The sequence below is a fragment of the Pontibacter sp. LHS2 genome, assembly GCF_058932845.1.
Window position 1 is genome coordinate 221624 of record NZ_JBZYWG010000003.1, and the last position, 20787, is coordinate 242410.

23 protein-coding genes are annotated in these 20787 nt (G+C 48.6%); 13 read left to right on the plus strand and 10 right to left on the minus strand.

The genetic code is table 11. The features are described from left to right. From porT to AC5FX6_RS14215, 3 genes are all read right to left on the minus strand, one after another. Complete coding sequence (porT, locus tag AC5FX6_RS14205) at positions 1-687, minus strand: type IX secretion/gliding motility protein PorT/SprT (RefSeq protein WP_493597717.1); 687 nt, start codon at positions 685-687, stop codon at positions 1-3. 17 nt (positions 688-704) lie between these two features. Then, positions 705-1427: a bifunctional demethylmenaquinone methyltransferase/2-methoxy-6-polyprenyl-1,4-benzoquinol methylase UbiE gene (ubiE, locus tag AC5FX6_RS14210; RefSeq protein ID WP_493597718.1), complete on the minus strand. Its 723-nt coding sequence runs from the start codon at positions 1425-1427 to the stop codon at positions 705-707. A 138-nt stretch (positions 1428-1565) separates the two neighbouring features. After that, the gene (locus AC5FX6_RS14215) at positions 1566-3572 is read right to left on the minus strand and encodes an OmpA family protein (RefSeq protein ID WP_493597719.1); all 2007 of its coding nucleotides are present in this window, start codon (positions 3570-3572) and stop codon (positions 1566-1568) included. Between the two features lie 516 nt (positions 3573-4088). Here AC5FX6_RS14215 and yihA point away from each other — a divergent pair. The 4 genes from yihA (at position 4089) to AC5FX6_RS14235 (ending at position 6043) form a co-directional block, all read left to right on the plus strand. Continuing rightward, positions 4089-4691 carry a ribosome biogenesis GTP-binding protein YihA/YsxC gene (yihA, locus tag AC5FX6_RS14220; protein WP_493597720.1) on the plus strand — a complete coding sequence of 201 codons (603 nt, stop codon included), beginning with the start codon at positions 4089-4091 and terminating at the stop codon, positions 4689-4691. Between the two features lie 72 nt (positions 4692-4763). Then, positions 4764-5162: an energy transducer TonB gene (locus AC5FX6_RS14225; RefSeq protein ID WP_493597721.1), complete on the plus strand. Its 399-nt coding sequence runs from the start codon at positions 4764-4766 to the stop codon at positions 5160-5162. Between the two features lie 21 nt (positions 5163-5183). Continuing rightward, on the plus strand, positions 5184-5663 hold the full coding sequence (locus AC5FX6_RS14230; protein WP_493597722.1) for a DUF5606 family protein: 480 nt from the start codon (positions 5184-5186) through the stop codon (positions 5661-5663). A 71-nt stretch (positions 5664-5734) separates the two neighbouring features. Continuing rightward, entirely contained in the window at positions 5735-6043 is a 309-nt protein-coding gene (locus AC5FX6_RS14235; RefSeq protein ID WP_493597723.1) for a hypothetical protein, read from the plus strand. Here the strand turns inward: AC5FX6_RS14235 and fbp are convergent. After that, positions 6040-7065: a class 1 fructose-bisphosphatase gene (gene fbp / locus AC5FX6_RS14240; RefSeq protein WP_493597724.1), complete on the minus strand. Its 1026-nt coding sequence runs from the start codon at positions 7063-7065 to the stop codon at positions 6040-6042. The two genes, AC5FX6_RS14235 and fbp, sit on opposite strands and share 4 nt — an antisense overlap. A 92-nt stretch (positions 7066-7157) precedes the next feature. On the opposite strand from fbp, the gene AC5FX6_RS14245 reads away from it, so the two are divergent. The 4 genes from AC5FX6_RS14245 (at position 7158) to AC5FX6_RS14260 (ending at position 10952) form a co-directional block, all read left to right on the plus strand. Next, on the plus strand, positions 7158-8423 hold the full coding sequence (locus AC5FX6_RS14245) for an aspartate kinase (RefSeq protein WP_493597725.1): 1266 nt from the start codon (positions 7158-7160) through the stop codon (positions 8421-8423). 112 nt (positions 8424-8535) lie between these two features. Beyond that, the gene (locus AC5FX6_RS14250; protein WP_493597726.1) at positions 8536-9309 is read left to right on the plus strand and encodes an enoyl-CoA hydratase-related protein; all 774 of its coding nucleotides are present in this window, start codon (positions 8536-8538) and stop codon (positions 9307-9309) included. A gap of 517 nt (positions 9310-9826) precedes the next feature. Then, a complete protein-coding gene (locus AC5FX6_RS14255) occupies positions 9827-10291 on the plus strand; it encodes a Fur family transcriptional regulator (RefSeq protein WP_493597727.1) in 465 nt (154 codons plus the stop codon). A 31-nt stretch (positions 10292-10322) separates the two neighbouring features. Continuing rightward, a complete protein-coding gene (locus AC5FX6_RS14260; protein ID WP_493597728.1) occupies positions 10323-10952 on the plus strand; it encodes a peroxiredoxin in 630 nt (209 codons plus the stop codon). 105 nt (positions 10953-11057) lie between these two features. Here the strand turns inward: AC5FX6_RS14260 and AC5FX6_RS14265 are convergent, their stop codons facing one another. The 5 genes from AC5FX6_RS14265 to AC5FX6_RS14285 form a co-directional block, all read right to left on the minus strand. Continuing rightward, entirely contained in the window at positions 11058-11672 is a 615-nt protein-coding gene (locus AC5FX6_RS14265) for a hypothetical protein (protein ID WP_493597729.1), read from the minus strand. Positions 11673-11845: 173 nt separating this feature from the next. Then, a complete protein-coding gene (locus tag AC5FX6_RS14270; protein ID WP_493597730.1) occupies positions 11846-12472 on the minus strand; it encodes an HAD family hydrolase in 627 nt (208 codons plus the stop codon). A gap of 116 nt (positions 12473-12588) precedes the next feature. Further along, positions 12589-13215, minus strand: a complete 627-nt coding sequence (locus AC5FX6_RS14275; protein WP_493597731.1) for a class I SAM-dependent DNA methyltransferase — start codon at positions 13213-13215, stop codon at positions 12589-12591. Then, entirely contained in the window at positions 13212-13694 is a 483-nt protein-coding gene (locus tag AC5FX6_RS14280; RefSeq protein ID WP_493597732.1) for a GNAT family N-acetyltransferase, read from the minus strand. The genes AC5FX6_RS14275 and AC5FX6_RS14280 overlap by 4 nt, the downstream gene beginning before the upstream one ends. A gap of 30 nt (positions 13695-13724) precedes the next feature. Next, entirely contained in the window at positions 13725-14603 is an 879-nt protein-coding gene (locus AC5FX6_RS14285; RefSeq protein WP_493597733.1) for a GIY-YIG nuclease family protein, read from the minus strand. A gap of 280 nt (positions 14604-14883) precedes the next feature. Here AC5FX6_RS14285 and AC5FX6_RS14290 point away from each other — a divergent pair, with 280 nt between their 5' ends. The 3 genes from AC5FX6_RS14290 to AC5FX6_RS14300 all read left to right on the plus strand — a co-directional run bounded on the left by AC5FX6_RS14290 (position 14884) and on the right by AC5FX6_RS14300 (position 17826). Further along, positions 14884-16125, plus strand: a complete 1242-nt coding sequence (locus AC5FX6_RS14290; RefSeq protein WP_493597734.1) for a 3-deoxy-D-manno-octulosonic acid transferase — start codon at positions 14884-14886, stop codon at positions 16123-16125. Positions 16126-16130: 5 nt separating this feature from the next. Beyond that, entirely contained in the window at positions 16131-17054 is a 924-nt protein-coding gene (gene rsgA, locus AC5FX6_RS14295; RefSeq protein WP_493597735.1) for a ribosome small subunit-dependent GTPase A, read from the plus strand. 70 nt (positions 17055-17124) lie between these two features. After that, positions 17125-17826 carry an SDR family oxidoreductase gene (locus AC5FX6_RS14300; protein ID WP_493597736.1) on the plus strand — a complete coding sequence of 234 codons (702 nt, stop codon included), beginning with the start codon at positions 17125-17127 and terminating at the stop codon, positions 17824-17826. A gap of 1 nt (position 17827) precedes the next feature. On the opposite strand, the gene AC5FX6_RS14305 is transcribed toward AC5FX6_RS14300, so the two are convergent. Further along, the gene (locus AC5FX6_RS14305; RefSeq protein ID WP_493597737.1) at positions 17828-18457 is read right to left on the minus strand and encodes a fasciclin domain-containing protein; all 630 of its coding nucleotides are present in this window, start codon (positions 18455-18457) and stop codon (positions 17828-17830) included. A 193-nt stretch (positions 18458-18650) separates the two neighbouring features. On the opposite strand from AC5FX6_RS14305, the gene AC5FX6_RS14310 reads away from it, so the two are divergent. Next, positions 18651-19112, plus strand: coding sequence for a peptidylprolyl isomerase (locus tag AC5FX6_RS14310; protein ID WP_493597738.1), 462 nt, complete (start codon positions 18651-18653; stop codon positions 19110-19112). A 270-nt stretch (positions 19113-19382) separates the two neighbouring features. Continuing rightward, positions 19383-20696, plus strand: coding sequence for a dicarboxylate/amino acid:cation symporter (locus AC5FX6_RS14315; RefSeq protein ID WP_493597739.1), 1314 nt, complete (start codon positions 19383-19385; stop codon positions 20694-20696). Positions 20697-20787: the final 91 nt, after the last annotated feature.

A 20787-nucleotide genomic window follows, 5' to 3' on the forward strand; every position in this document is an offset into this window, starting at 1 on the left:
CTATTCGAAGTGGAAGATTAACGATACGTTACGGGTAGTCATTCTGTCGATCAGAGGACTATACTCGCCGGCGTTGCTTTTCTGGTTCATCAGACCGTGGGAGAAGCGTACCTCAGGCGCAAACTTAAAGTAAGGATAGAAAATATCCAGCCCTACGCCATACTCCACTGACAGGTCGTTGCGGTTAATTTGCAGCAGGTTGCCGTTTTGTGTATGGGTAGTATTGCCCAGCACACGGCTTGCCTTCATTCCGCCTACCATGTACATCCTGAAGTTGCCACGACGCTTTGCTCTATACTTAAGCAACAGCGGCAGCTCGATCACCGGTGAGGCAAAAGTGGTGTTGTCGAAGTTTCCGCCCTCTTCACCTGCCTGACTGCCTCTTTCAAAATCAATGCTGCGACCATAGAAGCCTACCCCAGGAACAAAGCGGGCATCCAGGTATTCGAACAGGCGCACGTTCAGCACCAGTCCAGGATAGAAGCCCAGGCTGTTCATGGTGTTCACCTGAGTGCCAGTAGTTACCTGATCCACATAGGCCTGTGAGTGCTCAATGTAGTACTTCGAATAAGTCATGCCCAGGTAGAACCCGTAGTGAATGCGCTTTTCGTCGTAGCCAGGTTTATTTTCGCCTTTTACTTTCTGGTTTTGGGCTTGTACCTGCGTGGCACTTGCCAGGAAGATCAAGAAAAATACCGCAAAGCTTATTTTTTGCCGGTGTAGATGGAGCTGATTCCAAATGTGAGTGAATGCCATTTTGTTTGTTTAAAGCCAACTTCTTCAAAGATGTTCAGGAAGTCCTTGCCGTCTGGGAACGCCTGCACTGACTCGGGCAGGTAGGTATAGGCGGCACGGTCCTTAGAAACGAATTTACCTACCGTTGGTAGTATGTTCTTAAAATAAAATTGATACATCTGCTTCATCGGGAAGCTTTGCGGTTTGGAGAATTCCAGCACCACAGCTGTGCCACCCGGCTTGAGCACACGTCTCATTTCCGATAAACCCTGTTTTAGGTTTTCGAAGTTACGCACCCCAAAAGCCACTGTGATCGCATCAAAGCTGTTATCCTCAAACGGCAGGTTTTCGGAGTCACCGTACTGCAGCTCGATCTTATTGGTTAGGCCTTTGCGTTTTAGTTTTTCACGCCCTACAGCCAGCATGCCTTCCGATATATCAACCCCCATGATCTTATCAGGGTTGAGACTCAGTGCTTCGATCGCAAAATCGGCTGTGCCAGTGGCAATGTCCAGCATCTGCTTTGGCTTTTCGGCTTTGAGCAGGCTTACCGCCTTTTTACGCCATATAATATCGATGCCTGCACTCAGGAAGTGATTCAGAAAATCATATTTGCCCGCAATGTTGTCAAACATCTGAGCAACCTGCGACTTCTTATCGTTATTCTGGTCTTTGTAGGGTACTACCGCCATGGGTTATGCTTATGTAATAAAAGGACAAAAATACTGTACCTGTAACTATTATGCACAGTATATGTTCCATTATTATAAAAAAACAGGCTGAGCGTGAGCCCAGCCTGTTTTTTTATTTATTCAGCATGATCGCTCAGCTTAGTTCACAGGCACTTCTTGCTGTGTGTCCTTGCGCTGGATGATCTTGAACTCTGTTCTTCTGTTCAGCTGCATGTTAGATGCAGAGTTGTTAGTAGCAACCGGACGACGCTCGCCGTAGCTTACTGTAACCAGTCTGCGTGGAGAGATGCCTTGCTGTACCAGGTAATCGTATGCAGCATTAGCACGGTTCTCACCAAGTGTCATGTTGTACTGCTCGCTGGCGCGTGAATCAGTGTGACCTTCGATGCTTACGTTCACGTTCGGGTTAGCTTTCATGTAAGCTGCCACAGCATCCAGTTCACGGATAGACTCAGCACGTAGTTCATACTTGTCAGTATCGTAATAGATGTTTTTGAACTCCATTGTCGCAGTCTTATCTGAAGTACCTCTGTCAGCCAGCGCTGGTGCAGTGGATACGCGAGTTGGATCATCACCGAAGTCAATGTAGAAGTTCTGCTCGACTGTAGTCGTATCGTTCAGCACCATCGGCATTTCAAAAGACTCTGTTGTCAACACCTGACCGTCTTTTGTGATCTCTACCTGGTACGTACGGCCAGACAGAACACGCAGGTCATACAGGCCGTCTTCCTGCTTGGTTACGTCACGGTAAGAGATTGGACGCTTGTCAGCCTGCTGACCGTTGAATACCAGCTCCAGACCAGGTATAGCCAGGCTGTCGTTAGAGGCATACACACGGCCAGTCACACGAGCGGCACGGATGTAGTTGATCGTGTAGATATCTTTTTCACCGTAACCACCGATGCGGTAAGAAGACAGGTAAGCATAGCTACCATCTGGGCTCAGGCGGTAGTACGTGTCATCATCTGGTGTGTTAACCGGGTAACCCAGGTTCTCAGGACGAGCGAAACGCTTGGCCACTGAGTCGTACTTAGCTACAAAGATGTCATAACCACCCATGGTGTTGTGACCGCGTGAAGCAAAGTAAAGCGAGCCGTCAGCGGCCATGTACGGGCTGTCGTCGTCAAACTTCGTGTTGATGGCAGCACCTACGCTGCGTGGCTTGCCCCACTCACCGTTCTTCTGGCGCTGTGATACGTAAATGTCCAGGTCACCATCTTCAGAGTAGTGGCTGGTAGAGAAGTACAGGCGCTGGTTATCTGGTGTGATGAAAGCATCAGACTCGAAGTCGGCTGTGTTGATGTTAGAACCAATGCTCTTGGCTTCGCCCCATGTTCCGTCCGCCTTACGCTCAGCGTACATAATGTCACCGTTGTTTACAGAACGGTAAAGCAGCATCTTAGTGTCGTTGTCGAACAGCTGGATAGAAGCATCATGGCCTGAGCTCTTCAGGTTACCAGCGATAGAGCGTGGTTGCTCCCACTCGTCACCCTGAATACGGCGCGACTCATAAATATCCTCGAAATACTCACCGTCAGCGGCTTTAGAACCACTCTGGTTGTTACCAGCACTGCGGGATGTGAACAGCAGATAGTTGTCGTCAGAAGAGATAACCGGGCTATGCTCTGAGTACTCAGAGTTCACTACGCCACCCAGGTTCTTCACAAAGATGTCCTTCGGATTTGCTACTTCCTTCTGAGCATTGCGGCTCTGCTGGATCAGCATAGCTACCTCCTCGCGGCGCCAGTCGTCACGCTTGCGTACATTCGGGATGTAAGCCTGGTAGTGCTTGATGGCATCGTCAAAACGGTAGTTGATGTGGTTGATACGGCCCAGCCAGTACTCAATGTCACGGTCTACATTAGGTTTAATAGACTGTGCTTTGTTGATATACTCAGCGGCCTTCTCCTTATCGAAAGTCATATAGCTGATACCCGCAAAATAAAGGGCTTCAGCATTGTTGGGATCATTGGCCAGCACTTGCTCATAATAAGGCAAGGCAGCTCGGTAGTTTTCACGGTCAAAAAATTTGTTTCCAGTCCGTACCAGCTTTCTGTTGCTCTGTGCGTCTACTGTGTAAGCACTCACACAGGTAACCGCCAGCGCTAATGAAAGCCGTGAAAATAATTTGGCTAAATTATTCATGCTGTAAAGGGTTTGTTATACTTATTGTTTGTATGGAAAAATGTGTTCATTTTTTCTTGAAGAACGCGATAAAGCTTTGTCTGCCTGCCCATTGAGGTATACCGGCGGCTTATTACCTTTATCTTATGGTGTTTTACTATTCCCTTTCTCCACTTCCCAACAACTTCCCCCTTACGCTACTACCGTCATAATAGATACACTAATATCTATTTTTATATACTGACACAGTACCCCAATTCAAGAACAGACAGCAAATATATTAAAATATACATATAAACTATATACGTTTCTGGATTATTTAGTAAAACGATTTCAGGATTTGATTGCCATTAGCCCATGTTACTTGCTCTTTCTCCATTTGCTATGTGCTCTGTCCTCACAGCATGTTAACTAAAATAATAGTAATTTTGACAAATCCGCAAAGCGCCTCTTATCCCAGGCACTGCGCGCATCGTAAATTATAATTGCCAAATCAGCAGGCCGACTACAGGCCCGCCGAGTTAAGTTAGCAACAGCATGGTTATCAAAGAAGCAAAATTCTTAATTAGTAATACACGGGTTGACCTCTGTCCGGAGCCCACAAAACCAGAGTACGCTTTCATCGGCCGCTCCAATGTGGGCAAGTCCTCACTTATCAATATGCTAACGGAGCAAAAGGGATTGGCCAAAACATCCCAGTCCCCGGGCAAAACACAGCTCATCAACCATTTCCTGATCAACGACCAGTGGTACCTGGTCGACTTACCGGGTTACGGCTACGCCAAAGTGAGCAGAGAGTCGCGGGAGCAGTGGCGCAAGATGATCAACTATTACCTGCAGAAGCGTGAAAACCTGACTTGCGTGTTCGTACTCATTGACTCGCGCCACGACCCCATGCAGGTGGATCTGGACTTTATAGACTATTTAGGCAAACTTGGCGTTCCTTTTGTAATAGTGTTCACCAAAACTGACAAGCAGTCAGCCACTAAGACAGACTCAACCATAGCCGCCTACGCCCGTAAGATGCAGGAAACCTGGGACGAGCTTCCCCGCATGTTCAAGACCTCTGCAGAAAAGAGAACAGGCCGTGACGAACTCCTCAACTTTATAGAAGAGGTAAACGCACAAGTGCAGAACTAAAAGGCACAGGGTATGCGGTTTAGGAAGAAAGTCTGCCAGGTGCGCACCAACTCTAAATAAATTGTTACCCTTATGAAAAGTAAAATCTCAATTTTGTTTCTTTTATTTGCCTTCATGACCTTTGCCGCTGCTGCGCAATCAGCTGACACGGCGACAGAGAAGGAGGTTTGGATTCCGTCCAAGTCTATACCTGTGGCGGAGTACTATAAAGGTGGTCAGGAGGCCATGTATCAGTTCATCGATAAGCAGATACAGTATCCTGCTCTTGCCCGTCGCAACCGGGTACAGGGTGAGTGCATCGTCAGCTTCACGCTGAATGAAGACGGCTCCACCACAGGCTTCAGAGTCCTGAAAAATGCAGGCGCAGGCACTGGCGAGGAAGCCATGCGCATTGCAAAAATGCTGAAATTCAACGCACCTGGGCCAGGCTTCGGCATGGTGGCCAGCGTGCCTATAATGTTTAAACTATAACCAACAGTTTTATACCTGATTATGCCTATTGATTTAAGACAAGTTGCAGCCATTGCCGGCATGAGCGGCCTATACCGCATAGTAAAGCCTACGCGCAATGGCGTAATCGTTGAGAGCCTTTCTGAAAACCCTACCCGCATGGTAGCCCAGGCCCGTCACCGCATGTCGCTGCTGGACGAGATTTCGATCTATACCAACGACGAGGAAGCAACCGTTCCACTTGCTGACGTGATGGACCGCATCAACCAGAAATACAATGGTGAGCTGCCTTTTGGCGAAAAGCCATCTGACGAGGAGCTGAAAAGCTTTATGGCCGACGTACTACCTGACTACGACGAAGACCGCGTGTACGTGTCTGACATGCGAAAGCTGGCCACCTGGTACAGCATCGTAAACAAGCACCTTGGCTTCACAGCAGACGAAGAAACTGCCTCAGAAGAAAAAGCAGAGGAAGGTACTGAAGAAAAGGCCGAATCAAAGGCAAAGAAAGCTAAGAAGTAATATCCTACCCTATAGAAAAGCCCTCCGGATAGGAGGGCTTTTTTTATCGCTATACCTGACAGATTACAGTTATGACTTACTCTCCTGCCCTTCTTGAGAGCGCTGCCCGCCAGTTACAGCGGGTTTTCGAATCAGAACAATCTCTTCCTTTCGAGAAGAGAGAACTGCTTAAGGAGGTGGCACGCATGGTGCTATACCTGCTTCGCCATAACCTGAACCAGCTCCTGCACATCCTTTACCGCATCGATGTGGAGGAGCGCAAAGTAAAACAGGCTATGCTCGCGGCCTCCGAAGAAGAGGTGTCCGAGAACATAGCCTGTTTAATTGTGGAGCGCGAACTGCTTAAAGCGCAGATCCGCTTCCGATATAGTCAGAATTAATTTGCCTGAACAGTTTCTGCTGATTTTACAGAAGCCTTCATAAACTCCTCTACTTTGTCTACCATTTCAGCAGATCCGATGATCAGTGGAGAGCGCTCGTGCAATTCTGTTGGTTCTATTTCCATGATGCGGCGTGTACCGTCCGAAGCCTTGCCTCCTGCCTGCTCTGCAATGAAAGCCAAGGAGTTGCACTCGTATAAAAGGCGCAGTTTGCCATTTGGAGCTTTTGCTGTCGCTGGGTAGATGTATACGCCGCCCTTGATCAGGTTACGGTGGAAATCAGACACCAGCGAACCGATGTAGCGTCCAGAATATCCATTCTCTTTACAATAGCTCAGATAGTTTTTAACACCCTCCGGGAAGCTGTTATAGCCGCCCTCGTTGCAGGAGTATATAGTACCGGTCTTCGGTGTAGTCATGTTCGGGTGCGATAAGAAGAACTCACCCAGCGACGGCTCATAAGTAAAACCATTCACACCGTGGCCAGTCGTATAAACCAGCATCGTGGAGGAGCCATAGACCACATAGCCGGCAGCTACCTGGTGCGTACCATTCTGCATACAGTCTTCCAGGGTTCCCTCCTGTCCTACTTCAGATAAGCGACGATAAATAGAGAAGATCGTACCGATCGAAACGTTTACGTCGATGTTGGATGAGCCGTCGAGCGGGTCAATGGCGACAATATATTTGCCTTTGTTATTACCTGTATGAATGATCTCGTCTTCCTCTTCTGAGATGATCGTACATACCTCACCGCCGTTACGAAGGGCACGTATAAAGCGGATGTTGGCGATCACATCAAGTTTCTGTTGATCTTCCCCCTGCACGTTTTGCTGACCGTAGGCTCCGGTCACGTCAATCAGCCCGGCACGGTTGATTTCTCGGTTTACGATTTTGGCGGCTAAGGCTATATCGCGCAGCAATTGCGATAACTCTCCAGTAGCAAAATGGAAATCTTCCTGTTTCCGCATGATAAACCTGTCAAGGGTGGTACCGACAGGAAGCGCTAGTTTGTCGTTCATTATGGTGAAATTTAAATATATAGCTACAAAAATATGATATTTTGAAACATAACCGAAGGATACTTACATTTACGCAGTAATAGTCTCAATTGATGAAAGTATTTAAGTTTGGTGGCGCTTCTGTAAAAGATGCCAGCGCACTGCAAAATCTGGCTCAAATCGTGTCCGCCCAGGGCGGCGAAAAAGAACTGCTCCTGGTCGTATCTGCCATGGGCAAAACGACTAATGCCCTGGAACAGGTATACAACCTGGCCACTACAGGGCATGACTTCAGGGAGGCTCTACATCAGAGCCGGCAGTACCATCTATCTATTGTTCATGAGCTTTTTCCGAACGGGGAACACCCTGTATACGAGCGCCTCGAACATCTGTTTACGCAATTGCAGCAACTACTGCAGGATAGTAAAACCCAATCATCTGCCAGTTACGACAAAGGTTATGACCAGGTCGTAAGCTTTGGGGAGCTAATATCTTCTGTTATAGTGCATTATTTTATTCAGCAGCAAGGTATGACCAACACCTGGGTGGACAGCCGAAAATATATACAAACAGACAATACCTGGCGCGAAGCCCGCGTAGACTGGGCCTGGACAGAAAGAGTGATCAAACGTGACTTGCCAAGTATACTGGCACAGCAACTCATTGTGACGCAAGGCTTTCTGGGTGGTACCAACAACGGCCTCACGACAACCCTGGGCCGGGAGGGCTCTGACTTCAGCGGTGCTATTTTTGCCTACTGCCTTGATGCCGATGGCCTCTACATCTGGAAGGATGTAGCAGGTCTGCTCAACGCCGATCCTAAGCGCTTTGCCAATACCGTACGCTACCGTGAGTTGGACTATCAGGAGACAGTGGAGATGGCTTACTACGGTGCCTCCGTTATCCACCCTAAAACCATCAAGCCGCTGGCGAACAAATCGATTCCGCTTTATGTGAAGTCGTTTCTGGACCCAACGGCTGAAGGTACCAAGATCTGCGACTGCCGTTATGAGAAGTTGGGTCCGGCTTTTATTGTAAAAGATAACCAATGTCTTGTGTCGTTCAGCGCCAAGGACTTTACATTTATCAGTGAAAAAAACCTGGGCACTATCTTCAATGCACTATCGGAGTTGCGGCTTAAGATCAACCTGATGCAGAACTCGGCCATCTCGTTTTCGATCTGTACTGATTATAATGAAGAGCGTCTCCAGAAGCTACTGGACACTTTAAGAGATCAGTTCACGATCCATTACAATACCGGGCTTCAGCTTTTCACGATCAAGAACTACGACAACGCCAGTATACAGGAGATCACCAAAGATAAAGAATTGCTACTGGAGCAAAGAACCCGCACGACGTTTCAGGTGGTGTGCAGATGACCTCCACCTAACCCCCTTCTATCCCACGCCAGTTATCGCCCGATATCACAAAGTCCCTTTTCCTGATTTCTTCAAAAGCCGTAACTTAGTCCGAAACTAAAACGACTAAACTATGGAATTTATATTGGTTACTCCACAGGCCCGTCCGCACGTGGCCCTTATCCAGCTTAACCGCCCCAAAGAACTCAATGCCCTGAACCTGCAGCTGATGGGTGAAATGCGGGACGCCTTGAAGGAACTGGACGACAACGACGACGTGCGTGCCATCATCATCACGGGCAACGAGCGTGCCTTCGCCGCGGGTGCTGACATCAAGCAAATGGCTGGTAAGTCGGCTATCGACATGCTGAACATCGACCAGTTCTCTACCTGGGATCAGATTCGTAAAACCAAGAAACCCATCATAGCGGCCGTATCGGGTTTCGCGCTGGGCGGCGGCTGCGAACTAGCCATGACCTGCGACATGATCGTGGCTTCTGAAACAGCACAGTTTGGTCAGCCGGAGATCAAGATCGGTGTGATGCCGGGTGCTGGCGGTACGCAGCGCCTGACCAAAGCCATTGGCAAGGCCAAAGCCATGGAAATGGTGCTGACCGGCAAGTTCATGAGCGCCGACGAAGCTGAGAAACATGGCCTGATCAACCGCGTGGTACCCGTGGAGCTATACCTGGAGGAAGCCTTTAAACTGGCTGGCGAAGTAGCCCAGATGTCGCCAGTAGCGGCCAAACTTGCCAAAGAATCCGTTAATCGCTCTTTCGAGACTAACCTTGATGAAGGCCTGCACTTCGAGCGCAAGAACTTCTACCTCTGCTTCGCCTCCGAAGACCAAACCGAAGGCATGAATGCATTTGTGGAGAAGCGCAAGCCGGATTTTAAGGGAAGATAGTTGGAGTTTGGGAGTTTAAGCGTTTGAGAGTTAAACTCTTCTTGTCATTTCGAATGCAATGAGAAATCTGGATAGAGTGTTACATTATTTCAGATTTCTCATTGCATTCGAAACGACAAGTATTATTAGCACCCTCGATCGCGTCCCGTGAGTGTGAATAATTCGGCGTCGTCCCGCCACCTGTGCCAGAGGTACAAATGCAAACGACCAGAGTCCGCCTTGTAGCTCACACTCACGGCACGCGAGCGAGGGCATAGTCAGGTATGGCAAGTGTACACTTCTGGCAGGTCGCCCTTTTCCCCATAGGCAAACGGTAATACTTCGTAGCGCCAACGTTACTGAGTTATGTCACTGCTGTTTCAACTTTCCAATTCCTCAACTCTCTATCTCCTAAACTCCCTTCACTTTCAAAGTTCCCCTATTCACGAACAACTTTTAGCGCTTCACTTTTAATTCTTAGAGAGAAGCTATACCTTTGCGGAACTATTCCTAGTTAAGAATCATTCTTATCTGCAGTATGCAACACCTGACCCGAGACGAAATACGACAAAGCCTGACAACGTGCGGCCTGAAGGCCACGCACCAGCGTATTGTTGTGCTCGAAGCGGTGGCGGAGTTGCACGGGTCACACCCAACGGCAGAGGATATTTTTCAGCGGCTACGACCGGCTAATCCGACCATTTCACTCGGTACGGTCTACAAAACGCTGGACACTTTTTCGGAGACTGGCTTGCTTCGGCGGGTTGTGTCAGAGGGTGGCAGTAAGCGTTACGATTCAAACACGATGACGCATAGCCACATCTACTGCAGCAAGACCAAAGAGATCGTTGACTTCGAGGACGAAGAGTTGGAGCAATTGCTGCTCAAATTCTTCAGCGAGCGCAAGCTGGAGAACTTCGAGATCAAAGGTTTCTCGGTGCAGCTGACAGGCTGTAAGGTGGAGCCCGACAAAAAGATTAGCATAACACGAGTACCTAAATAGATTTTTTCAAAACCCAATAAAAACACACAAAATGGCAGTATTAGTAGGTAAAAAAGCACCTTCTTTCAAAGCTACAGCAGTAGTTAATGGCGAATTCGTAGAAGACTTCTCTCTTGACCAGTACGTTGGCAAGAAGCACGTAATCTTCTATTTCTACCCTATGGACTTCACTTTCGTTTGCCCGACCGAGATCATCGCGTTCCAGGACAGAATGGAAGAGTTTGACCGTAAGAACGTAGCCGTAGTAGGTTGCTCTACCGACACGCATTTTTCTCACTTCGCATGGTTGAACACACCACGTAACCAAGGTGGTATCGAGGGTGTTGAGTACCCGCTGGTAGCTGACGCTGCCAAGACGATCGCTCAGAACTTTGACGTACTGGCTGGTCACTACGACTACAACGAAGAGGGCGAAGCTATCTTTGTTGGTGAGCCTGTTGCTTACCGTGGTCTGTTCCTGATCGACAAAGAAGGTGTAGTTCGTCACCAGGTTGTAAACGACCTTCCGCTTGGCCGTTCTATCGACGAGGCCCTGCGTATGGTAGACGCCTTGCAGTATTTCGAGCAGAAAGGTGAAGTTTGCCCAGCCAACTGGTCTGAAGGCAAAGAAGCCATGAGCGCTACAAAAGAAGGCGTATCTAACTACCTTGCAAAGCACTAAGCTTAATTAAGCTTGATAATAGAAAAGCCCCGGCAGTAGCCGGGGCTTTTTGTTTTATCTTCATCTATTTATCTGGCTACCAGATTGTGGTTGGTGAATCCTTTGCTAGCGTCTTGGCAGCACGCCACTAACCGTTAGGCCAATGGCATTGGCCGAGTATACATTGTTAAGCTCGTCTTTATACTCCATAATAGTATATGACAATCCTACGCCTCTATAAGCAAACTCTACAATAGGACCAGTTGCCGCATTAAACTTTACGTCATCGCCGATACCATCGGCGTTCAGGTTAATGGCCCGGTGTGTAACAAGGCCGGCTCCTAGTCTGATTTTGTCAGTCGCCATCCAATTGGCGGTTAAATGCAGGGGAACACGCGTCATCCTGATATGTGCGTTATCAGCCTGTGTGGTTACATACTTGTAGCCCACTGTAGCACGAACACGGAACTGCTCCAATGCTTTAAACCCAAATTCAGCGCCAACAGCCAGTGAGCCGCCCTGCCCGGCATTCATCGTCTGTGATTGTCCATTTGTAAAATAAACTGTAGCTACATCATCTCCACCTAACTCCAGCGCACCGCCTAGCAGAAAGCGCACAGGTTTGAAAGTGGATTCCGGTGAAAGTGCCGCAGGTGCAACCGCGACTAGCGGCAGATCCTGCGCATGAACCTGATACAGGCAACCCATGCCCAAACAGGTTAGAAGGAAGATTTTTTTCATGAAATGAAAAGGTGAGTTTGAATAATAGCGGAATTTATATTTAAATTAAATCCCTGATACTAAGCGGGCTAAATATTTTTTTTCATAATAAAACCAAGGTTATAACATCCTTTTAAGACACAAAAAAAACACCTGCTTACTGCAGGTGCTTTATAAATCGGGTGATTGTTGGCTCACTTCTTATAGGGTTCCAACTTTCCATCATCTTTCACAAGCCAAGCTTTCTCAGCGTGATCCAGGATATCTTCCTTACTATCTGAAAAGGCCTCAATGATCCTATAAGGATTTCCATTGAAGTGTTTGTCCAGGCGCTTGATCTTTTCTTCGTCTTTGCAGGCTTTACCCTCCACTATATAGGTTTCACCGTCATACCTGGTTTGTGTCCCAAAAAACAGATCCACTGGGTATAGCTCGAATAATGGCTTCACGTATACCTCCAATGCTCCGGTGGCGCAGATGATTTGTACCCCCTCCTGCTTATACCTGTCCAGTTTGGCTTTTATCTCTTCATTGAACTCGCCGGGAAACTCTTCTTGCCAGAACTCACGGGCGTATTGTTCTACCTGGTTGGGAGGGATGTTGTCGAGGTAATTGAAGAAGTTCTCTTTGAACTCAGTCATGCGAATCTGATGCAGTTTGAGCAGCACCTTATAATAAATCATCTGGAAATAATAGGCCAGTTTGTGCGGCTTCTTCTTGCTGATGAACTTAAAGAACTCTTCTTTGGAGCTTTTGTTATAGAAAGTGCCGTTCAGGTCGAATACCACGACTTTTATTTCGTTTTGCTTGTTTTCCGTCATAGTAAGATGAGTCTATACCTGCTGAGGCAGGTATGGAGTTTACGGAAAACATAAGGTTTGGGCTAAAGAAGTGAAGGGGTGTCGTCATGCACTCGAGCCTAACCAATGAGCACGGGCTATACCTTCTGTAAAAGCAGGGTCAGAATCCGGGGGATACCCGTTTTGTCGTTGTCATCGAAAAATTCATTAAGGTCCATCAACTTCAGACCGTGCTGCCTGGCAGCCTGCACAAACTCTGATATGTGATGGGTATAGCACTCGACCTCCTGCCTTCCTGCTTCAGTATCAAACCGAGCCTTAGTGCCACTGTATTGCTTAAAAGGATGCAACTCGCCAATGTATACATACCCTCCGTGGTGCAAGGCTGCTGCCGTTTGTTCAAAAATAAAATCCAGCTGCTGTATATGCTCCAACACCAAACTGAAGATAGCAAGGTCGTATACCTGCGAGGCAAAATGCCACGGTTTGGTGATGTCTGCTTGCACGAACGCTACTTTGTTTGAGTTTACTTTCTTTCGGGCACGCCCCAGCATAGCTGCAGACAAATCCACCGCCGTGACGTGCATTGCCCTGCGCACTAGCCATTCTGTGTTTTTGCCAGTGCCACAACCTATCTCCAGGCAAGACTCAAAGGGTACATTAGCCAGGGTAGACCGTAAGGCACCGGCTTCCAGGTCGCGGGTTCTGTTTTTGTTCGTGTCGTATTGTGCGGCCCAACTGTTATAGGCTTGTTCAACTGTCATAGATCTTTCAGCATCCAAATATTGCAGGCGTAATGGCCCGAGTTACCCATCGCATGTGGCAAGGGCTTAAAGCCTGCTCTCTCATACATTGATACGGCTTTAGCCAGTTCGGGGAACGACTCCAGGTATAGTTGTTTGTAACCAAGCGCCCGGGCAGCCTCAATGCTTTGTTGCATCAATTGGTTGCCGACGCCCTTTCCCCTCGCCTCTGCAGCCAGGTAAAATTTAACCAGTTCCGCACATCCTTCTGGCAGGCCTTCAGTTGGGTATACGCCGCACCCTCCTATAATGACGCCATTCTCCTCGGCCACAAAGTAGGCGCTGGCAGGCTGCTGAAACAGCTCGTACAGTGCGTCGGTAGTCGGGTCGGTATATACCGTGCCGGGCTTGTCAATTTTGAACTCGCGGAAGACCTTTCGGATTAAGGTCGCCAGTGGTTCGTTGTCGGAGGGTTGGATGGGGCGGATGGTAAGCGGCATAAAATTAGATTAAGTAAAGCAGAAGCTTAATTAGTTATTAATTCTTTCCTGAACTTCTTTAAATGTCAACCCATCCTTATTAACCCACTCTGTAAATCCGTTAGAGTTTCTCCCTAAGATCATATTCGAGGCGGCACTGGGACTGCTAAAAACTGCATCCTCAGCAAAAATTAATCTATCGCCGCTTTCTACCATTATGTTAGTTTCTAAAAGCTTTCTTCTCATATTTCTGTATGTTTCTGTATATGAGTTGGACAGTGACTTTTTAGCTTCGCTTCCCTTGGCAATAATATAACCTTGGTCGGTTTCTGTCATTGTCGCATTAAAAGTCCTCGTTTTTATAAAATAAGCCTGATGAACTCTGCTATTTGTATCTGACTCAGTAAATGCATTTTGGTTAACTGTAGAAGAAATTAAGAAATTAAACCCCATTACAGGAAGTATAAGCTTAATCTGTTCAAGAAAATACTCCATGTCAGAAATGTCTGCTTCATGAAGAGTTGGTAAGCTTGGAGAATTCCCGTTATCGATTTGAGCTGTTTTTGCTCCTATGGCAAGTTGGATAAGCCGTGATTCTAAGTATCTAATTTGAGTTTTGGTAAGAAGTTCGTCTTTACTCACGAAAAATATCAGCTCTTTAAAATCTTTGTTAGGATCACTTAAGTGTTGTTTTAGTCTCGCTCTAATATTTTCTGCTTCTCCAATATAGATTTTCTCTCCAAAAGCTTCATCTGTTGGATCACCTTTTAGACAATATATTCCTGGATTATCAAACTCGAAACGATTCATGATTTTATTGATGGAAGCCCTCGGACTGTAAACAGCTTTTCCAACCCAGTTTCCAATTTCACCAAGCCTCGGACCATAAGCGGTTCCATCAATCATGTAAACTGTTAATTTCTTACCCATTCAACTTTATAGTTAATGCAAAATTGAAGCTAATCATAATTATATACATTCAGCCTACCAAATATAATACATCCCAATAAGCATTCTACCTCCTCATTCACAAACTAAAGCTCCTTTACCACTATCGCTTTAGAATACCCTATATTTGCACCTTGAAGGCAATTCCCCGACCTCACAGCGTTTATAAAACCTGTGAGTGTCTGGAGAGGGCCTTTGCTTTGAAACACCAAGACACTCACAGGTCTTTGAGACACTGTGAGGTCATAGCCAGAAATTATACTTGAAACTACTCTACGACATCGGACTGGAAGCTTACAAAGCGGCTATCTCGCTGGCAGCGCCTTTTCACCAGAAGGCGAAGCTGATGCAGGAGGGGCGTGCGGGGCAGTTTGAGCGGATGGCGCAGCAACTGCAGGGCAACACAGCGCCGGTGGTCTGGTTTCATTGCGCGTCGCTGGGGGAGTTTGAGCAAGGGCGGCCGGTGATCGAGGCTTTCAAAGAGGCGTTTCCAAGGTATAAAGTAGTGCTCACCTTCTTCTCCCCTTCGGGTTACGAGGTCCGCAAAAACTACGCGGTTGCCGACTACATCTTTTACCTGCCGCTCGACAGTCACAGCAACGCTAAACGCTTTCTGGATATTGTGCAGCCAAAGCTAGCGGTCTTTGTGAAGTACGAGTTCTGGCACTATTACCTGCAGGCCATGCAGGAACGGGCTATACCTATGCTTTCCATTTCGGCCATCTTCCGCAATGATCAGATTTTCTTTAAATCCTATGGTGGCTTCAACCGCAGGATGCTGCAGCGCTTCACGCACATCTATACTCAAAACGAAGCATCGCTGAAACTCCTGCAAGGCATCGATATAGCCAAAGCCAGCATTGCCGGCGACACCCGCTTCGACCGCGTGCTGCAGACCGCTGCCAGCGTGAAGACTATACCTGTGGTGGAGGCTTTCGCGCAGGGCAAGGAAGTGTTTATGGTGGGCAGTAGCTGGCCTGCCGATATCGATGTGCTGTTGCCACTGATTCAGAAATACCGCCACGATATACAGTTCATCATTGCCCCGCACGAGATTCATGAAAGCAGCATCAGTCAGCTGATGCAACAACTCGGAGAGGGCACTGTGCGCTTTTCGCAGGCTACAGAAGCGGACGCAGGCAGCTATAACGTGCTGGTGATTGACAACATCGGCATGCTTTCGTCGCTCTATAGCTATGGCACTTATGCTTACATTGGCGGGGCTTTTGGCAAAGGGCTGCACAACACCCTGGAGGCTGCCGTATTTGGACTGCCACTGTTCTTCGGGCCCAAGTTCGACAAGTTTCAGGAGGCAAAGGATTTGGTGGCTTTGGGCTGTGCCTTTCCGGTAAACAATGCTGAGGAGTTACTACAAGCGTTTGAGCGGGTGCATACTACACCGGGCATGCGCCAAGGTATAACCGACAAAGAAAAAACTTACGTACACGAACAGGCGGGTGCCACGGCTAAAATCATAGCTGATGTGCGCCAGCTGTTGAAATAAAACGAATGAAAGGAGTTGTAGTAAAATCGACGGGGTCGTGGTATTTGGTGCGTGATGCGGAGGGCAAGCTGCACAGGGCGCGTCTACGCGGCAAGTTCAAGCTCAAAGGCATGAAGGTAAGCAATCCGCTAGCCGTAGGCGACCGCGTGGAGTTCGATGTGGAGACCACAGGTGAAGACACCGCCGTGATCCACAAGATCGAAGACCGCGAAAACTACATTATCCGGAAATCAACGCACAAGGCTGAGCATGCCCACATCATCGCGGCCAACCTCGACCAGGCCTTGCTCATCGCCACGCTGGTGTCACCGCGCACTTCCTTTGGATTCATTGACCGCTTTCTGGTAACAGCTGAAGCCTACGGCATACCTACCGTGATCGTGTATAACAAAACCGACCTCTACGACGAGGATATGCAGGAATACCAACGGCAGATCGATTATCTTTATGAACGTGTTGGCTACAAGGTCATAGCCGTTTCAGCGCATACCAACGAGGGTATAGACGAACTTAAGGAGCTGCTGCATGGCAAAACTTCACTTTTCTCAGGCCACTCCGGTGTCGGTAAGTCCACGCTTATCAACCTGATCGTGCCTGACCTTGACCTGAAAACCTCCGAAATCTCCGGCTTCTCCGACAAAGGTGTGCACACAACCACTTTCGCTGAGATGTTCGAAATCGACCCTGAAACCTTCATCATCGACACGCCAGGCATCAAAGAGCTCGGCATCGTCGACATTCCTAAGCAAGAGCTTGGTCACTTTTTCCCAGAAATGCGCGAGCGCCTCAACCAATGCCGCTTCAACAACTGCACCCATTTCAACGAACCAGGCTGCGCGGTAGTAGAAGCCGTCCGCAAAAACGAGATCGCCCTGACCAGATACGAGAGCTACCTCAGCATGCTGCAAGGCGACGACAACAGGAAATAATTCACACCGAACTTATTTAACCATCCACCCGCCATAACGTTACAGAAAGCCTAACCTTACCTGTACTGTTATGAAAATCGAAAACGCGAATATCCTCATTACAGGCGGAACACTCGGCATCGGTTACGCCACCGCCAAACTACTTATCGAGCATGGCGCAAACGTAGCCATCACCGGTCGTGACGAGAAACGGACTCACAAAGCAGCACGGGAATTAGGCGCTATGCCAATCACAGCTGATGCGGCTAATCCGGAGGATGTGAAAAGAACCTTTAAAACCTTCCTGACTGAGTATGGGAGATTGGATGCATTGATCAACAATGCTGGTATTGGTGTTTCCAAGAAGCTCGAGGACGTGCAGCTGGAGGACTTTCAGCAGATTTACAGCGTGAATGTGTTTGGGGCAGCGATGATGGGCAAGCGGGCTGCTGAGATCTTTAAGAAACAAAACTACGGCAACATCATCAACATCGGCTCCACGGCCGCTACCAAAGGCTATGAAGGCGGCACGGTATACGCCTCTTCCAAGTTTGCTTTGCGTGGCATGACCCAATGCTGGCAAATGGAACTGCGCAAGCATAATGTGCGCGTCATGCTACTGAATCCAAGCGAGGTCACTACTGCTTTTGGACGGGAGGATCGGGAAGAGCGTGAAAGCCAATCAAACAAACTGCGCGGCCGTGAGATTGCGCGGGCGATTAAAGGAGCGCTGGAACTCGATGACCGGGGCTTTATACCTGAGATGGCAGTATGGGCGACAAACCCCTTCTAGGTTAGAGCGCTTTTTCTTCCACGGGCACCAGCACTTTGTCTATCGTATGCAGCACGCCGTTGCTGCTCATGCCGTCGGACTCTTCAATCAGCGCATCTCCGATGCGCACATTCCCTTTTTGTTTTTTCACTTTTAGCTGGCGCCCTTCTGCAGTTTTCAGAATGGCACCATCCTGCAGATCGTTGGTGGTTAGCTTGCCTGCTATAATGTGATTGTTGAGCAACTGTTGCAGTAATTCGCGGTGCTCTGTGCTATTCAGGTTATTACGTAAGCTGTCAGGCAGCGCAAGAAAGGCTGCTTCGGTAGGTGCAAAAACGGTATAGGGACCAGTGCCGCTCAGGCTTTTTGCAACACCAGCCTTACGCAGCAGCGTGTTAAAAGTATCCAGGTCGCTGTTGGCTGCTACATTGTCCAACAGGCTGCGCTCAGATACACGGGCTGCCTCCGCACTACCTGGAATCTGGCGAGCCGTACTGGCTTGTGGTTCAACGGGTCCGTTTGTTTGCAGGGCATCTGGCCCTTCCTGCAGGGCAGCTTCGTTTCCGGTTTGGGTATCCTTAGGCTGATCACAGCCGGTGAGCAGCAGTAAGGCCAGCCCAAACAGGGATAGTAGGTAGGGAATTGCTTTCATAGTAGCCTCAGGTTTTAATCAAAATCAGGTGTCGCGCTATAGTACAATTACTGTTTTAGAGCGCTACAAGTTTTGGCAAATACCGGGCCAGTAGCCTGTTCAGCCAAATCGGAGAGTCGGTGCCTGGCTGTCAATTAATATTTTCCGTACTTTTGTACTTATTAGTATTACATTATTTCAAACAAATAGAATTATGAGAACCGCAGAAATCCATACCGCTAAAGGCGTCATGAAAGTAGAGTTTTATGAAAAAGATGCTCCTAAGACGGTAGAAAACTTTATAAAGCTTGCCAAAGATGGCTTCTACGATGGTCTGACTTTTCACCGCGTTATTCCTGACTTCGTGATACAGGGCGGCTGCCCGAACTCACGCGAAGGTGCTAAAGGCGTACCGGGCACAGGTGGCCCTGGCTATAAGATCGATTGCGAACTGACCGGCGAGAACCAGTACCACGACCGCGGCGTGCTGAGCATGGCGCATGCTGGCCGCAACACTGGTGGCTCACAGTTCTTTATTGTGCACAGCCGCAAAAACACGGCGCACCTTGACCGCAACCATACCTGCTTCGGCAAGGTGGTAGAAGGCGTGGACGTGATCGACCAGATCAGAGCCAATGACAGAATTGAGAAGATCGTAGTGAACGAGGAAGCATAAGCTCACCCACACATCTTCATTCCTCAAAAGACCGCACACGTTGCGGTCTTTTGTTTTATAAACAGCTGTACCGGCACTGTGCAGCCATTAAATTTCGGAATTGAGATATTCCGGCCGTTTCTGAAGGATTTTGTTTAATTTTACCTGACGCGGGCATACTTAGCGGGCTCTCCGGCAGCGCTATACCTGAAACTTTGCCCACATTCTTTAATCTGAACCTTACACCAAACACGGGCGGGCTCCTTCAAAGTGCCGGCCACCAACCTGTTTATGAAGAAGTTAGCCCTGCATTGGCAGATTCTTATTGGTATGGCCCTCGGGGTAGCATGGGGAGTCTCTGCCAGTTCCTTCGGCCTAATCGAGTTTACTGCCGACTTTATCAAACCATTTGGTACCATCTTTATCAACCTGCTTAAGCTGATCGCGGTGCCATTGGTACTCGTGTCGCTGATAACGGGGGTGGCCAGTTTGAGTGATGTAAGCAAGCTCTCGCGCATTGGCACCAAGACCATCGGCATGTACATCATGACCACCATCGTGGCGGTAGTGCTGGGTTTGGTCATTGTAAACCTGGTGGAGCCAGGAAAGGCTTTCTCACCTGAAAAGCGGGAAGAGTTTAAATCGCAGTTTGCCGCTACCACCGAGCAGCGCTCCTCCGACGCAGCCGCTGTAGAGCAACAGGGCCCTTTGCAGGCGCTGGTCGATATTGTGCCGGACAATATTTTCGGGGCGATGACCAACAACAGCAGCATGCTGCAGGTGATCTTCTTTGCACTGCTCTTCGGCATCGCGCTTATCATGATCCCCAAAGATAAGTCAGCTCCTATCAACGCCTTCTTCGACGGTGTCAACCTGGTTATACTCAAGATGGTAGACATCATCATGATGGCGGCTCCATATGGCGTTTTTGCCCTCCTGGCGGGACTGGTAGTGGATTTTGCCGGAGATGATCCGGGCGCGGCTGTGGAACTCCTGCTGGTACTGGGGTATTATGGCCTGGTGGTGATTGTAGGCCTTGCCATCATGATGCTCGTAGTATACCCAATACTTGTCGTGACCATCGGCAAAACAAAATACACAGACTTCTTTAAAGGCATTTTTCCAGCGCAGATGCTGGCGCTTTCTACATCTTCCAGTGCGGCCACGCTGCCTGTTACCATGGAGCGTTGTGAAGAGCGACTGGGCATCAACCGTGAGATCACCAGCTTTGTATTACCACTGGGTGCTACCATCAACATGGACGGTACCAGTCTTTACCAGTCGGTGGCTGCTGTGTTCATAGCGCAGGCCTACGGTATGGATCTGGACCTGATGACGCAGCTGGGCATCGTGATGACAGCGACGCTGGCCTCCATTGGTGCTGCCGCTGTGCCTGGTGCCGGTGTGGTGATGCTCGTGATCGTGCTGCAGCAGGCAGGCATCCCAATTGAGGGTATCGCCCTGATCCTGGCCCCTGACCGTATTCTGGATATGCTCCGTACCACCGTGAACGTAACCGGCGATGCAACAGTAGCCATGGTGATCGCCCAAACAGAAGGTCAGTTGCACCCTCCTTCACTGGAAGACGTCGGCTTGCACGACTAACAAATTCAGAACATCTGCTTTAAACACAAGACTGCTACCCTGCGGTCTTGTGTTTTTTTATGTACCTTGGTTAACTATACCTTACTCCAAC